The following is a 14,849-nucleotide window of genomic DNA, read 5'->3' on the forward strand; positions in this document are numbered from 1 at the left end:
GCGTCACGCTCCGTAGAACAGCTCGTCCACGACGGCACGGGCCCGGCGGGTGGTGCGCCGGTAGTCGTCGAGCATGTCCCCGACGTGGCCGGGACCGTAGCCCAGGTAGCGGCCCACGGCGGCCAGCTCGCGGCCGTCGGAGGGGAAGGTGTCGCCGGCCCGGCCCCGCACGAGCATCACGGCGTTCCGTACGCGGGTGGCGAGGACCCATGCCTCGTCCAGGATGGCCGCGTCCTCCGTCGACAGCAGCTCCGCCGCACACGCGGCCGCCAGCGCCTCCCTCGTCCGGGTGGTCCTCAGACCCGGCTCGGCCCAGCCGTGCCGGAGCTGGATGAGCTGCACGGTCCACTCCACGTCGGACAGGCCGCCCCGCCCGAGCTTGCTGTGCAGCGTCGGGTCGGCGCCGCGCGGCATCCGCTCCGACTCCATCCTGGCCTTCAGCCGCCGGATCTCCCGTACGGCCTCCTCGCCCAGCCCCTCCGCCGGGTACCGCAGCGGATCGATCAGCTCGATGAACCGGCTCCCCAGGTCCGCGTCGCCCGCGACGACCTCCGCCCGCAGCAGGGCCTGCGACTCCCACACCAGGGACCAGCGCCGGTAGTACGCCTCGTACGACTTCAGTGTCCGCACCAGCGGGCCGGACTTGCCCTCCGGGCGCAGGTCCGCGTCGATCAGCAGGGGCGGGTCGGCGCTGGGGATCTGCAGCAGCCGCCGCATCTCGGACACCACCGCGTTCGCGGCCTTCGAGGCCACCTGTTCGTCGACACCCTCGCGGGGCTCGTGGACGAAGAGGACGTCCGCGTCGGAGCCGTAGCCGAGCTCGTGGCCGCCGAAACGGCCCATGCCGATCACGGCGAAACGGGTGGGCAGGGTGTCGCCCCAGCCGTCGCGCACCACGGCCCGCAGTGTCCCGGCGAGCGTCGCCGCCGTCAGGTCGGAGACCGCGCCGCCGACGAGGTCGACCAGGGCGCCCTGGTCGGCGACGGCCGGGGTCTCCTCGGTGCCGTAGGAGGCGACGATGTCCGTGGCGGCCGTGCGGAACAGTTCCCGGCGCCGCACCCCGCGCGCCGCGGTCACGGCCTGCTCGCCGCCGTCGGCCCGGCGTACCGCGGCGAGGATCTCCTGCTCCAGGTGGGCACGGTCGCGCGGTTCGAGGCCGCCGCCCTCGCCGTCGCCCAGCAGCGCGACGGCCTCCGGCGCGCGCAGCAGCAGGTCCGGGGCGAGCCGCCCCGCAGAGAGCACCCGGGCGAGGTTCTCCGCGGCGGCTCCCTCGTCCCTCAACAGCCGCAGGTACCACGGGGTCTTGCCGAGCGCGTCCGACACCTTGCGGAAGTTGAGGAGTCCGGCGTCGGGATCGGCGGAGTCCGCGAACCAGCCCAACAGGACCGGCAACAGGGTGCGTTGGATGGCGGCCTTGCGCGACACCCCGGAGGCGAGGGCCTCCAGGTGGCGCAGTGCCGCGGCCGGGTCGGCGTAGCCGAGGGCGACCAGCCGCTCCCGGGCCGCGCCGGGGCTCAGCCTGGTCTCGCCCGGCGCGAGTTGGGCGACGGCGTCGAGCAGCGGCCGGTAGAAGAGCTTCTCGTGCAGCCGGCGCACCACGGAGGCGTGCCGTTTCCACTCGCGGTTCAGTTCCTTGACGGGGTCGACGCGCAGACCCAGCGACCGCCCGATGCGCCGCAGGTCGGCGTCGTCCTCCGGCACCAGGTGGGTGCGCCGCAGCCGGAAGAGCTGTATGCGGTGCTCCATCGAGCGCAGGAAACGGTAGGCGTCGTCGAGCTGTACGGCGTCGGCGCGGCCCACGTAGCCGCCGGTGGCGAGTGCCTTCAGGGCGTCCAGGGTGGTGCCGCTGCGCAGCGACGTGTCGACCCGGCCGTGCACCAACTGGAGGAGCTGCACGGCGAATTCGACGTCCCTGAGGCCGCCGGGTCCGAGCTTCAGCTCGCGTTCGATCTCGGCTGCCGGGATGTTCTCGACGACCCGGCGCCGCATCTTCTGCACGTCGGCGACAAAGTTGTCCCGCTCGGCGGCGTGCCACACCAGCGGGGCCAGCGTGGCCACGTAGTCCTCGCCCAGCTCCAGGTCACCGGCGACCGGGCGGGCCTTGAGGAGCGCCTGGAACTCCCAGGTCTTCGCCCAGCGCTGGTAGTAGGCGAGGTGGCTGCTGAGCGTGCGCACCAGCGGGCCGTTGCGGCCCTCGGGGCGGAGGTTGGCGTCGACCGGCCAGATGCTGCCCTCGACCGTGGTCTCGGAGCAGAGCCGCATCATGTGGGAGGCGAGCCGGGTCGCGGCCTGCACGGCCTTGGACTCGTCGGCGCCGTCCGTGCCCTCGGCGGCCTCCCCCACGAAGATGACGTCGACGTCGGACACGTAGTTCAGCTCGTGTCCCCCGGTCTTGCCCATCGCGATCACCGCGAGCCGGCACAGCGCGGCGTCCTCGGGCGCGGCGGCCCGGGCGATGGCGAGCGCGGCACGCAGGGTCGCGGTGGCGAGGTCGGCGAGCTCGGCGGCGGTCTGCGCGAGGTCGGTGGTGCCGCACACGTCGCGCGCCGCGATGGAGAGCAGGCAACGGCGGTAGGCGACGCGCAGGGCGACGGGGTCGTCGGCGTCGGCGAGCCCCGCCTCGAACTCCGCGACGCCGGGGTGCAGATCCTGCGCCTCGTAGGTGACGAGCACCTGCCAGTCCTGGGGGTGCCGGGCGAGGTGGTCGCCGAGTGCCTCGGAGGCGCCGAGGACACCGAGGAGCCGGTCCCGCAGCGGCTTGGCCGCGATCAGGGTGTCGAGCAGTTCGCGCCGGGCGGAGTCACCGGCCTGCGCCTCGACGAGCCGGACGAGCCCGAGGAGGGCGAGGTCCGGATCGGCGGTGGCGCCGAGGGCGTCCAGGAGGACCGGGTCGACCCTTATGGGCGCCAGTTCGGGGCCCTCCAGCAGACGCTCGGCCGCCGAGGGATCGGTGAAACCGTGCCGCAGCAGCCGTGAGAAGGTGCTGCTCCTGCGCCCCGGTGCCGTCATCCCGGCCTCCCGTCGGATCGGACCCCGCACCGCTTTCGGATCAAGGTCGTGCGATGCGAGCCTAACCCCGGTCGGCGGGGTGGCGCCCCGCGCCGGTCTGGGCTTCTGTGGACAGAGCCGTGTGCCGTACGACAAGGGAGTCGAACCGTGGACATGACCCTCGAAGTGATCGTGCTGCCGGTCTCCGACGTGGACCGGGCCAAGGAGTTCTACCGCGACAAGGTGGGCTTCCACGTCGATCTGGACGGCGAGGTGATGGAGGGGGTCCGGATCGTGCAGCTGACGCCGCCGGGGTCCGGATGTTCGATCGCCCTCGTGGACGGCCTGCAGATCCCGACCGGAACGCCGCGGCCGGGGACCTACCACGGCATGCAGTTGTGCGTGCAGGACGCGGCGGCGGCGTACGAGGAGCTGACCGCGCGCGGCCTCGACGTGAGCGAGCCGGTGGCGTTCGCGCCGCGGGACGGTGCCACCTTCATGTATTTCAAGGACCCGGACGGCAACGGCTGGGCGATCCAGGAGTACCGCAAGCGGGCGACGGAGCCGCTCCACCAGGTGCTCGGCCAACTCGCCCGCGAGCGCTGACGGCAGCGGGCTCCGCCGGCGCCGAGCCCTGCCGGCAGGCAGCCCTGCCCGGAGCGAGCCCTGACGGCGGCCGGCTCCGACGGCAGCCGTTCATCCTCTCTTCACCCAGCCGGTTGAGGGACGTGGGCCCCGGGAATATTGGCGTGTGCATGCTCTGTCCGCACCGCCCCCGCCCTCACCCCCTCACCGGAGGTCTGCAGTGCCCGGCAGAAACGTGTACCGCCGCAGTCGTGCCGTCGTGGCATCCGCCCTCGCCCTCACCGCGGCAGCGGCCGGGGTCTGGACCGGCTTCGCCGGCTCGGCCCCCGCGCACGCCGCGGCGGCCGTCCCGACCCCGGACCACGTCGTGGTCGTGGTCTTCGAGAACCACGCGTACAGCCAGGTGATCGGCTCCTCCAGCGCTCCCTACGTCAACTCGCTGAAGACCGGCGGGGCCAACCTCTCCCAGTCGTACGCCGAGACGCACCCCAGCCAGCCCAACTACTTCGCCCTGTTCTCCGGCTCCACCCAGGGGGTCACGGACGACAGCTGCTACACACCCGGCTTCTCCTCGGCCCCGAACCTCGCCTCCGAGCTGATCGCCAAGGGCAAGACCTGGGGCAGCTACAACGAGACGCTGCCCAGCCAGGGTTCGACGACCTGCAGCAGCGGCACCTACGCCCGCAAGCACAACCCCTGGTTCGGGTTCAGCAACGTGCCCACGTCCAGCGCCAAGACGTTCGCGCAGTTCCCCACGGACTACACGACGCTCCCGCAGGTCTCCTTCGTCGTCCCGAACCTGTGCAGCGACATGCACGACTGCTCGGTGTCCACCGGTGACACCTGGCTGAAGAACAAGCTCGGCGCGTACGCCACGTGGGCCAAGACCCACAACAGCCTCCTCGTCGTCACCTTCGACGAGGACAACCGCCTGGCCGGCAACAAGATCCCGACCGTGCTGTACGGCCAGCAGGTGACCCCGGGCTCCTCCTCGGCCACCACCTACAACCACTACGACCTGCTGCGCACGCTGGAGGACATGCACGGCCTCACGCACGCCGGCAACGCCGCCTCCGCCAAGGACATCACGGGCATCTGGACGTCCTGACATGTACGTAGCGGACAGCCGCGCCGTCGCTCCGGAGACACCGGCGACGGCCCCGTCCGCGGACAGCGCCGCCCGGCCCCGAGCCGGGCGGCGCCGTGCCGCGGTCGCGCCCACGGTGCTGGCCCTCGGCACGGTCAGTCTGATCACCGACGTCTCCTCCGAGATGGTGACGGCGGTGCTGCCCCTGTACCTGGTGGCGGGCCTCGGCCTGTCCCCGCTGGGCTTCGGACTCCTCGACGGGATCTACAACGGCTTCTCGGCCCTGGTCCGCCTCGTCGGCGGCCATCTCGCCGACCGGGGCGGCGGCCGTCACAAGTGGGTGGCGGGCGCGGGCTACGCGCTCTCGGCCGCCTGCAAACCACTGCTCCTGGTGGCGCAGACGCTCACCCCCATCGGGCTGGTCCTCGCCGCCGACCGCACCGGCAAGGGGCTGCGCACCGCCCCGCGCGACGCCCTGATCTCCCTGTCGAGCACCCCGGAGAACCGCGGCCGCGCGTTCGGCGTGCACCGCGCGATGGACACCGCGGGCGCGCTGCTCGGCCCGCTCGCCGCCTTCCTGATCCTGCGCGCCACCGTCGACGGCTACGACGCCGTGTTCATGGTGAGCTTCTGCGTGGCGGTGGTGGGTGTGCTGGTGCTTGTGCTGTTCGTGCCGGGGGGCGCGGCGGCGCAGGCCGGCGCCGCGCGGCCTTCCGACACGGGGGCCTGCGCGGGGTCGGGGGCGATGTCGGGGCCCGCTTCCGACTCCGGCTCCGGGCCCGCGTACGGGTCCGGGTCCGGCCCCGGGTCCGGGTCCGGGTCCGAGTCCGGGGCCGGGGCCGGGGCCGAGTCCGAGTCCGGGGCCGCCGGCCTGGAGTTCGCTCCCGGCGCCGGTGCACCGGCCGGACCGGCCCCCGCACCCCGCCCCACCCTGCGGGCCGCGCTGGCCCTCCTCCACCGGCCGGAGCTGCGGCGCATCACGGTCTGCGCGTTGCTGCTCGGGCTCGCCACGGTCAGCGACTCCTTCGTGTTCCTGCTCCTCCAACGGCGTCTCGGCGTGCCGGACCGCTGGTTCGCGCTCCTGCCCCTCGGCACCGCCGCCGCCTTCCTCCTCCTCGCCGTTCCGCTCGGCCGGCTCGCGGACCGGACCGGCCGGTGGCGGGTGTTCCTCGGCGGACACGGCGCCCTGCTCCTCGCGTACGCCCTGCTGCTCAGTTCCTGGCAGGGCACGGCGGCCGCCTGTGCCGTCCTGCTGCTGCACGGCGGCTTCTACGCGGCGACCGACGGCGTCCTGATGGCCGCCGCCTCGGACAGCGTGCCGAGCGAGCTGCGCTCGTCCGGGCTCGCGCTCGTCCAGACGGGCCAGGCGCTGGCCCGGTTCGTGTGCTCGCTCGGGTTCGGGGCGGCATGGACGGCGTGGGGCGACCGTACGGCGCTGACGGCGTCGGCCGTACTGCTCGCCCTGTGCGCCGTCCTCGCACTCGGCCTCCGTCCCATTCGCCCCTCCGTCCCCTCGGAAGGCCTCGTATGACGCTGCGCAACCGCATCCTGGTCCTGGCGTGTGCCCTGGTCGTCCTCGCGGGCGTCGCGGTGGCGTCCGTCCTGCACGCCTCGGCGCGCGCGGACCGCAGGAACCAGGCCCGGCCGGGCGGCCCGCGGATCACCGCCGGGCCGGTGTCCCTGACCGACTCCCGGCGGCTGGTGTTCCGCAACATGGCGTGGGGTCCGCACCGCGACGAGCTGACGTCCGTCCCGGCGTCGGACCCGTCGGGCCCGCGGGTCGCGTCGAAGGTCAAGTGCCTCCGCTTCTACGCGGCTTCGGGCACGGGCGTGTGCCTCCAGGCGGCGCACGGCGCGGTCCAGGACACCTACCGGGCGGTGATCCTGGACGCAGGCCTGCGCGAGAGGGCCCGTTACGACGTGCCGGGGATCCCGTCCCGGGCGCGGGTCTCGCCCAGCGGGCGGTTCGCGGCCTGGACGGCGTTCGTCGGCGGTGACTCGTACGCGGGCACGAACTTCTCGACGCGGGCGGCGATCGTCGACACGCGCACGGGCCGGCTGACGCCGTCACTGGAGGCGTACCGGGTGATCAAGGACGGCCGGACCTATCACGCGGCGGACGTCAACTTCTGGGGCGTGACGTTCGCTTCGGACGACCGCACCTTCTACGCCACGATGGCCACGCACGGCTCGACCTACCTGGTCCGCGGCGACCTGCGGGCCCGCACCGTCACCACCGTGCACACCAACGTCGAGTGCCCGTCCCTGTCCCCCGACGGCACCCGCGTCGCCTACAAGAAACGCGTCAAGGGCCTGCCCGCGGACGCCCCGTGGCACCTGTACGTCCTCGACCTCCGGACCGGCCACGAAACCCCCCTGGCGGAGCCCCGCAGCGTCGACGACCAGGCGGTCTGGCACGACACCCACACCCTGGTCTACGCCCTCCCCGGCGACTACGGCGCCGACCTCTACACACTCCCGTCCGACGGCACGGGCGCCCCGCACCGCATCAGCACGGCCGCGGTGTCCCCGGCGTACATCGGCTGACCGAGTCAGACACGCGGCAGGGCCGACGGTCGGTGACCGCCGGCCCTGTGCGCCGTTTCCCGGGCCCCCCGCGAGAGCCCCGCCCCGGTGTGCCCCCTACAGCACCGGCAAGTTCTTCCGCAGCTCGAACGCCGTGACCTCGCTGCGGTACTCCTCCCACTCCGACTTCTTGTTGCGGAGGAAGAAGTCGAAGACGTGTTCGCCGAGGGTTTCGGCGACGAGTTCGCTGCGTTGCATGAGGGCCAGGGCCTCGCCCAGGTTCTGCGGGAGGGGCTCGATGCCCATCGCGCGGCGTTCGGCGTCGGAGAGGGCCCAGACGTCGTCGTCGGCGCCCGGCGGGAGCTCGTAGCCCTCCTCGATGCCCTTCAGGCCCGCGGCCAGGAGCAGCGCGTACGCCAGGTACGGGTTCGCGCCCGAGTCGATGGAGCGGACCTCGACCCGCGCCGAGCCGGTCTTGCCGGGCTTGTACATCGGGACGCGGACGAGGGCGGAGCGGTTGTTGTGGCCCCAGCAGATGTACGAGGGAGCCTCGCCGCCGGCGCCCGCCGTGCGCTCCGAGCCGCCCCAGATGCGCTTGTAGGAGTTGACCCACTGGTTGGTGACGGCGGAGATCTCCGCTGCGTGCTTGAGGAGGCCGGCGATGAAGGAGCGGCCGACCTTCGAGAGCTGGTACTCCGAGCCGGACTCGTAGAACGCGTTCCGGTCGCCCTCGAAGAGGGAGAGGTGGGTGTGCATACCGCTGCCCGGGTACTCCGAGAACGGCTTCGGCATGAAGGTGGCCTGCACGCCCTGCTCCAGCGCGACCTGCTTCATGATCAGCCGGAACGTCATGATGTTGTCGGCCGTGGAGAGCGCGTCGGCGTAGCGCAGGTCGATCTCCTGCTGGCCCGGGGCACCCTCGTGGTGGCTGAACTCGACCGAGATGCCCATCGACTCCAGCATCGTGATGGCCTGGCGCCGGAAGTCCTGGCCCACGTTCTGCGGGGTGTGGTCGAAGTAGCCCGAGTTGTCCGCGGGGGTGGGCCGCGAGCCGTCCAGCGGGCGGTCCTTCAGCAGGAAGAACTCGATCTCGGGGTGGGTGTAGAAGGTGAAGCCCAGGTCGGACGTCTTGGCGAGGGCGCGCTTGAGGACGTAGCGCGGGTCCGCGAAGGACGGGGAGCCGTCCGGCATGAGGATGTCGCAGAACATCCGGGCCGTGCCGGGGGCCTCGGCGCGCCAGGGCAGGACCTGGAAGGTGCCGGGATCCGGCTTGGCGATCATGTCGGACTCGTAGACACGGGCGAAGCCCTCGATGGCGGAGCCGTCGAAGCCGATGCCCTCGTCGAAGGCCTGTTCCAGCTCGGCCGGGGCCACGGCCACCGACTTGAGGAAGCCGAGTACGTCCGTGAACCACAGACGTACGAACCGGATGTCACGCTCCTCCAGCGTCCGGAGCACGAACTCCTGCTGCTTGTCCATCTTCCGCTTCCACCCATCCTTGCTGGTCAGGCCGCCTGCTCCCACGCCTCGGAGACGATCGGGGCTCCTGAGCATCCCACCACAACACCATTTCATGCGCGTTGCGGACCTTGATCGGCCGGGCGACCTCGGTCTGAACGCCTCGCGTACGGGAGGTGTCCTGCTCCGGTGCCCATACTGCCTGCTCACGGCCCCACCTGTAAGGGCCGACCCTCACCCACTCTGCGACCGGTCCCGTACGGCTTCGGCCAATCCCGCGCCCGCTCTGCCGACAACGCTCCCCGCACGATTACGATCAGCGCACCGACCGTCCCATCCTCATAAGGACTCACCATGGGTTCCGCCAAGAACACCAGCACCGGCTCGCGCAAGGCACGCATAGAGGAGCTGCGCCGCGCCGAGCGCTCCCGCGACCGGCGCAACCGGATCCTGGTGATCGCCGCCAGCGTGGTCGTCGTCGCCGGCCTCGCCGTCGGCGGTGTCGTGCTCGTCCAGTCCCAGTCCGACGACAAGGACACCACCGCGAGCGACGCGAAGCAGGCCTCCGGGCACTTCGTCGCGGGCGCGGACGGCGTGAAGACCTGGAAGGGCACCCTCGCGCGCAACCACGTCACGAAGACCGTGTCCTACCCGATGGAGCCCCCGGTCGGCGGTGACCACAACCAGGTCTGGATGAACTGCAACGGCGACGTCTACACCAAGGCGATCAACAACATGAACGCCGTGCACTCGCTGGAGCACGGCGCCGTGTGGGTGACGTACAACGGCAAGGCGTCCGCGGCCGACGTGAAGGCGCTCGCCGCGAAGGTCAGGAAGACCCCGTACACGCTGATGAGCCCGGTCGACGACCAGAAGGACCCGATCACGCTGAGCGCCTGGGGCAAGCAGCGCACGGTGACGAGCGCGTCCGACAAGAACGTCGACGCGTTCTTCTCGGAGTTCGTGCAGGGCAAGCAGACGCCCGAGCCGGGTGCAGCCTGCACCAACGGTCTCTCCCAGTGAGGCACCTCGGGTGGATCGCGGGCGGCGCCGCGGCCGTGCTGGTCGCGGCCGGGGCGATCACCTACGCGGTGGCCGACGGCGACGACTCGGGGACACGGGCGCCCGCCGCCGACTCGGCCGACGCGGGGTTCGCCCGGGACATGGCGGTCCACCACCAGCAGGCCGTCGAGATGTCGTACATCGTGCGGGACCGCACCAAGAGCACGGAGGTGCGGCGGCTCGCGTACGACATCGCGCAGACGCAGGCCAACCAGCGGGGCATGCTGCTCGGCTGGCTCGACCTGTGGGAGCTGCCGAAGGTGTCGGCCGACCCGCCGATGACCTGGATGGGCATGGGTGACATGGCCTCCGGCAAGGACGGTTCGCTGATGCCGGGCATGGCCACCAACACCGAGATGAAGCGGCTCGGAACGCTGGACGGGAAGCAGGCCGAGGTCTTCTACCTCCAGCTGATGACCGACCACCACAAGGGTGGCATCCACATGGCCGAGGGCTGCGTCGAGAAGTGCACGGTCGGCGTGGAGAAGCGGCTCGCACAGGGCATGGTCGCCTCGCAGCAGTCGGAGCTCGACCTGATGGCCGGCCTGCTCAAGCAGCGGGGCGCCAAGCCGCGCGACTAGGAGGACGGCGCCGCCGCCGGCCTGCGTTTCGGCCGGTTCCGCCGCGCCCTGTCGCACCGTCCCCTTCATGCGCCCTGGCTCCGACCCTGCCCTCGATCCCGACAGACCGAGGGAAAACCCTCGATCTTGGGCATGAAGATCCATCAAATCGCCCCAAACACCCGTGAATCACGGCCACTTGGGGTTTCCTTGGCTCTTTCATTCCCCTGGCATGAACGGTTCATCGAAAGAGTGGCCCCCATCTGTGATCCATTCCTCCCGCCCTGGTAGGGCGTGGGGTCCCACGTGGTTCACCGACCAACCACTACATGCGACGAACCGCATCGCAGGGGGTTCTATGAGATCCAATCGCGCCACCAGGCGTGCCGGAGTGAGCATGGCAGCAACACTGCCGCTGCTCGCCGGTGCGCTGGCGTTCGGCATACCCGCGGCCCACGCCGCGGACGGTCCGAGCCGGGACACCCTCTCGGGCACCAAGCCCGCGTGGGCCACCGCCACGGCCGACAAGGGCGCCGCTTCGGACGGCTCCCAGGTCTCGGCCCGGGTCTACCTCGCCGGCCGGGACGCCAAGGGTCTGGCCGCGTACGCCAGGTCCGTGTCCGACCCGAACTCGGCCTCGTACGGCAAGTACCTGAGCGCCAAGAAGACGCAGGCACGTTTCGGCGCCACCAAGGCGCAGGTCACCGCGGTGACCTCGTGGCTGCGGTCCGCGGGCCTGAAGGTCACCGGAACCACGCAGCACTACGTCTCCGTCACCGGTGACGTGGCCGCCGCCGAGAAGGCGTTCGGCACGCAGCTGCACAACTTCACCAAGGGCAAGAAGACCTACCGCGCGCCGTCGAGGACGGCTTCCGCGCCGGCCGCCCTGAACGGCGCCGTCCTGACCGTCACCGGCCTGGACAACGCCCCGCACAAGGCGCAGCACGCGGACCAACTGCCGCCGCCGGACGCGGTGTTCAAGAACGCCGGGCCGTTCTCCTCGTACTACGGCTCGAACACCGCGAGTGCCCTGCCCTCCGCCTACGGGAAGAAGATCCCGTACGCCGTGCAGGGATACACGGGCAAGCAGCTGCGTGCCGCGTACGGCGCGGGCAGCCGCACCGGCAAGAACGTCCGCGTCGCCATCACGGACGCGTACGCCTCGCCGACCATCGCCTACGACGCGGCCACCTACGCCAACAAGCACGGTGACGCGAAGTACTCCACCAGCCAGCTCCGTCAGGTGCTGCCGGCGGGTTACACGAAGACCGAGGAGTGCGGGGCGGCCGGCTGGTACGGCGAGGAGACCCTCGACGTCGAGGCCGTGCACGCCGTCGCGCCGGGCGCGAGCATCACGTACGTGGGTGCCGCGTCCTGCTACGACGACGACCTGCTCGACTCGCTCAGCAAGATCGTCGACGGGCACCTGGCCGACATCGTCTCCAACTCGTGGGGCGACATCGAGGCCAACCAGACCCCGGACCTCGCGGCCGCCTACGACCAGGTCTTCCAGTTCGGCGCGGTCGAGGGCATCGGCTTCTACTTCTCCTCCGGTGACAACGGCGACGAGGTCGCCAACACCGGCACGAAGCAGGTCGACACCCCGGCCAACTCGGCCTGGGTGACGGCGGTCGGCGGTACCTCGCTGGCGGTCGGCAAGGGCGACAAGTACCTGTGGGAGACCGGCTGGGGCACCGAGAAGGCCTCGCTGTCCGAGGACGGCAAGAGCTGGACCGGGTTCCCGGGCGCGTTCACCTCGGGCGCCGGCGGCGGCACGAGCAAGACCGTGGCGGAGCCGTACTACCAGAAGGGCGTCGTCCCGAACGCGCTGGCCAAGGCGAACAACGCCGCGGGCAACCGGGTCGTCCCCGACATCTCGGCGATCGCCGACCCCAACACCGGTTTCAAGGTCGGCCAGACGCAGACCTTCCCGGACGGGACCGAGCAGTACAGCGAGTACCGCATCGGCGGCACCTCGCTCGCCGCTCCGGTGATCGCGGCGGTCCAGGCGCTCGCCCAGGAGGCGCGCGGCGGCAAGGCGATCGGTTTCGCCAACCCGTCGATCTACTCCAGGGCCGGCTCGAAGGCGTACCACGACGTCACGGACCACCCCGTCAAGGGTTCCGGACTCGCCGTGGCGCGCGTCGACTTCGCGAACGGCATCGACGCGGCGGACGGTCTGCTCACCTCGGTGCGCACGCTCGGCGCGGACAGCTCGCTGAAGGCCGTGAAGGGCTACGACGACGTGACCGGTGTGGGCTCCCCCGCCCCGGGCTACGTCAGCTCGTACAGCCGTCACTGACCGGCACGCACACGCGATGCGCCCGCCTCTCCAGGGAGGCGGGCGCATCGCGCTTTCTCCCGGATCCGCGTCCGAGGGACCCACGCCCGCCGCTCGGGCGTCCGGCGGGCACCGAAGACGTGGTCCACCGGCCACCCCCACGCCATCGCGTCGCTCTGACGATTACACTGGCCGGGTGCCTCCTCTGAACTTCCGGTCGCTCTATCAGCACGGCTTCGCACGCGTCGCCGCCTGCACGGGCCACACCGTCATCGCGGACCCGCACGCCAACGCCGAGGCGGTGCTGCGCCAGGCGCGCAGGTGCGCCGACGAGGGGGTCGCCGTCGCCGTCTTCCCGGAGATGGGGCTGTGCGGCTACTCGATCGAGGACCTGCTGCTCCAGGACGCGCTGCTCGACCAGGTCGAGGAAGCGCTCCGTACGGTGGTGGCGGGGTCGGCGGAACTGCTGCCGGTCCTGGTCGTGGGCGCCCCGCTGCGTCACCGCAACCGCGTCTACAACTGCGCGGTGGTCGTGCACCGGGGCCGGGTCCTCGGTGTCGTGCCCAAGTCGTACCCGCCGAACTACCGGGAGTTCTACGAACGCCGGCAGATCGCGGCGGGCGACGACGAGCGCGGCGGCACGATGCGGCTCGACGACGAGACGGTGCCGTTCGGCACGGACCTCCTGTTCGCCGCCGACGACGTACCGGGCCTGGTGCTGCACGCGGAGATCTGCGAGGACATGTGGGTGCCGGTGCCGCCGAGCGCCGAGGCGGCCCTGGCGGGCGCCACCGTCCTCGCCAACCTCTCCGGCAGCCCGATCACCGTCGGCCGGGCCGAGGACCGCAAGCTGATGTGCCGTTCGGCGTCCTCACGCTGCATCGCCGCGTACGTGTACGCGGCGGCCGGGCTGGGCGAGTCGACCACGGACCTGTCCTGGGACGGCCAGACCATGATCTACGAGAACGGGGCGCTGCTGGCCGAGTCCGACCGCTTCCCGCTCGACGACCAGTTCGCCGTGGCGGACGTCGACCTCGACCTGCTGCGGCAGGAGCGGTTGCGGACCGGCAGCTTCGACGACAACCGGCGCACCCACGCCACCCGCACCGCCGAGTTCCGGACGCTGTCGTTCCGGCTCGACGCGCCGACCGGTGACCTGGGCCTGCGGCGCCGCGTCGAACGTTTCCCGTTCGTGCCCGCGGACCCCGACCGGCTGGCCCAGGACTGCTACGAGGCGTACAACATCCAGGTCGCGGGGCTCCAGCAGCGGCTCGCGGCGATCGGTGGCCCGAAGGTGGTCATCGGGGTGTCGGGCGGTCTCGACTCCACCCACGCGCTGATCGTCGCGGCCCGCGCGATGGACCGGGCCGGCCGCCCGCGCAGCGACATCCTCGCCTTCACCCTGCCCGGCTTCGCCACCAGCGACCACACCAAGGGCAACGCGCACGAGCTGATGCGCTCCCTCGGTGTCACCGCGGCCGAGCTGGACATCACGCCGACCGCCCGGCTGATGCTGGACGAGATGGGCCATCCCTTCGCCTCCGGCGAGCCCGTGTACGACGTCACCTTCGAGAACGTCCAGGCGGGGCTGCGCACCGACTACCTGTTCCGGCTCGCCAACCAGCGGGGCGGCATCGTGCTCGGGACCGGTGACCTGTCGGAGCTGGCGCTCGGCTGGTCCACGTACGGCGTGGGCGACCAGATGAGCCACTACAACGTCAACTCGGGTGTGCCCAAGACCCTGATCCAGCATCTGATCCGGTGGGTCATCGGCAGCGGCCAGTTCGGCGAGGACACCGACCGGACGCTCGCCGCGATCCTCGACACGGAGATCAGCCCGGAGCTCGTACCGGGCGAGGAGATGCAGTCCACCGAGTCGCGGATCGGCCCGTACGCCCTGCACGACTTCACCCTGTTCTACGTGCTGCGCTACGGCTTCAGGCCGTCGAAGATCGCCTTCCTGGCCTGGCACGCGTGGCACGACCCGGACGCGGGCGCCTGGCCGCCCAACTTCCCGGCGGCGAAGCGGGGCGCGTACGACCTGCCGGAGATCCGGCGCTGGCTGGACGTGTTCTGCCGCCGCTTCTTCGGGTTCGCGCAGTTCAAGCGCTCGGCCATGCCGAACGGGCCGAAGGTCTCGGCGGGTGGTTCGCTCTCACCGCGTGGCGACTGGCGTGCGCCGTCCGACAGTTCGGCCCGCACGTGGCTGCGCGACCTGGCCCGCTTCGACCCCCCGGAGACCGAGGACTGACCCCTCCGGGAAGACCGGGGGCCGGTCTCCCGGCGACCGGGGCCGGCCGTT

At 71.6% G+C, this 14,849-nt stretch carries 10 protein-coding genes; 8 read left to right on the forward strand and 2 right to left on the reverse strand.

What is annotated here, in order from left to right; genetic code table 11:
- Window positions 1–3: 3 nt before the first annotated feature.
- A complete protein-coding gene (locus tag AB0C62_RS12850; RefSeq protein WP_362972321.1) occupies window positions 4–3,009 on the reverse strand; it encodes a bifunctional [glutamine synthetase] adenylyltransferase/[glutamine synthetase]-adenylyl-L-tyrosine phosphorylase in 3,006 nt (1,001 codons plus the stop codon).
- A gap of 147 nt (window positions 3,010–3,156) precedes the next feature.
- On the opposite strand from AB0C62_RS12850, the gene AB0C62_RS12855 reads away from it, so the two are divergent.
- The 4 genes from AB0C62_RS12855 (at window position 3,157) to AB0C62_RS12870 (ending at window position 7,207) form a co-directional block, all read left to right on the forward strand.
- Window positions 3,157–3,594: a VOC family protein gene (locus AB0C62_RS12855; RefSeq protein WP_362972323.1), complete on the forward strand. Its 438-nt coding sequence runs from the start codon at window positions 3,157–3,159 to the stop codon at window positions 3,592–3,594.
- A 199-nt stretch (window positions 3,595–3,793) separates the two neighbouring features.
- Entirely contained in the window at window positions 3,794–4,681 is an 888-nt protein-coding gene (locus AB0C62_RS12860) for an alkaline phosphatase family protein (protein ID WP_362972325.1), read from the forward strand.
- Window position 4,682: 1 nt separating this feature from the next.
- Window positions 4,683–6,191 (forward strand): MFS transporter, encoded by a 1,509-nt coding sequence (locus AB0C62_RS12865; protein WP_362972328.1) that lies wholly within the window; start codon window positions 4,683–4,685, stop codon window positions 6,189–6,191.
- The gene (locus AB0C62_RS12870) at window positions 6,188–7,207 is read left to right on the forward strand and encodes a TolB-like translocation protein (protein ID WP_362972330.1); all 1,020 of its coding nucleotides are present in this window, start codon (window positions 6,188–6,190) and stop codon (window positions 7,205–7,207) included. The genes AB0C62_RS12865 and AB0C62_RS12870 overlap by 4 nt, the downstream gene beginning before the upstream one ends.
- 96 nt (window positions 7,208–7,303) lie before the next feature.
- On the opposite strand, the gene glnA is transcribed toward AB0C62_RS12870, so the two are convergent.
- Window positions 7,304–8,665, reverse strand: coding sequence for a type I glutamate--ammonia ligase (gene glnA, locus AB0C62_RS12875; protein WP_081216896.1), 1,362 nt, complete (start codon window positions 8,663–8,665; stop codon window positions 7,304–7,306).
- A 333-nt stretch (window positions 8,666–8,998) separates the two neighbouring features.
- Between glnA and AB0C62_RS12880 the strand changes: the two genes are divergently transcribed.
- The 4 genes from AB0C62_RS12880 to AB0C62_RS12895 all read left to right on the forward strand — a co-directional run bounded on the left by AB0C62_RS12880 (window position 8,999) and on the right by AB0C62_RS12895 (window position 14,798).
- The gene (locus AB0C62_RS12880) at window positions 8,999–9,667 is read left to right on the forward strand and encodes a DUF3105 domain-containing protein (protein WP_362972332.1); all 669 of its coding nucleotides are present in this window, start codon (window positions 8,999–9,001) and stop codon (window positions 9,665–9,667) included.
- Window positions 9,664–10,287 carry a DUF305 domain-containing protein gene (locus AB0C62_RS12885; protein ID WP_362972334.1) on the forward strand — a complete coding sequence of 208 codons (624 nt, stop codon included), beginning with the start codon at window positions 9,664–9,666 and terminating at the stop codon, window positions 10,285–10,287. The genes AB0C62_RS12880 and AB0C62_RS12885 overlap by 4 nt, the downstream gene beginning before the upstream one ends.
- 376 nt (window positions 10,288–10,663) lie before the next feature.
- The gene (locus tag AB0C62_RS12890; RefSeq protein ID WP_362972336.1) at window positions 10,664–12,568 is read left to right on the forward strand and encodes a S53 family peptidase; all 1,905 of its coding nucleotides are present in this window, start codon (window positions 10,664–10,666) and stop codon (window positions 12,566–12,568) included.
- A gap of 175 nt (window positions 12,569–12,743) precedes the next feature.
- Entirely contained in the window at window positions 12,744–14,798 is a 2,055-nt protein-coding gene (locus AB0C62_RS12895) for an NAD(+) synthase (RefSeq protein ID WP_362972338.1), read from the forward strand.
- Window positions 14,799–14,849 lie beyond the last annotated feature (51 nt).

Origin of the sequence: Streptomyces sp. NPDC048643 (assembly GCF_040650615.1) — a bacterium.
GTDB lineage: Bacteria > Actinomycetota > Actinomycetes > Streptomycetales > Streptomycetaceae > Streptomyces.

What these genes read in the sequence shown, in the direction of transcription:
- AB0C62_RS12880 (WP_362972332.1), top strand. Translation starts at nt 8,999, where the DNA reads ATGGGTTCCGCCAAGAACACCAGCACCGGCTCGCGCAAGGCACGCATA.
- AB0C62_RS12850 (WP_362972321.1), bottom strand. Translation starts at nt 3,009, where the DNA reads ATGACGGCACCGGGGCGCAGGAGCAGCACCTTCTCACGGCTGCTGCGG.
- AB0C62_RS12890 (WP_362972336.1), top strand. Translation starts at nt 10,664, where the DNA reads ATGGCAGCAACACTGCCGCTGCTCGCCGGTGCGCTGGCGTTCGGCATA.
- AB0C62_RS12865 (WP_362972328.1), top strand. Translation starts at nt 4,683, where the DNA reads ATGTACGTAGCGGACAGCCGCGCCGTCGCTCCGGAGACACCGGCGACG.
- glnA (WP_081216896.1), bottom strand. Translation starts at nt 8,665, where the DNA reads ATGGACAAGCAGCAGGAGTTCGTGCTCCGGACGCTGGAGGAGCGTGAC.
- AB0C62_RS12870 (WP_362972330.1), top strand. Translation starts at nt 6,188, where the DNA reads ATGACGCTGCGCAACCGCATCCTGGTCCTGGCGTGTGCCCTGGTCGTC.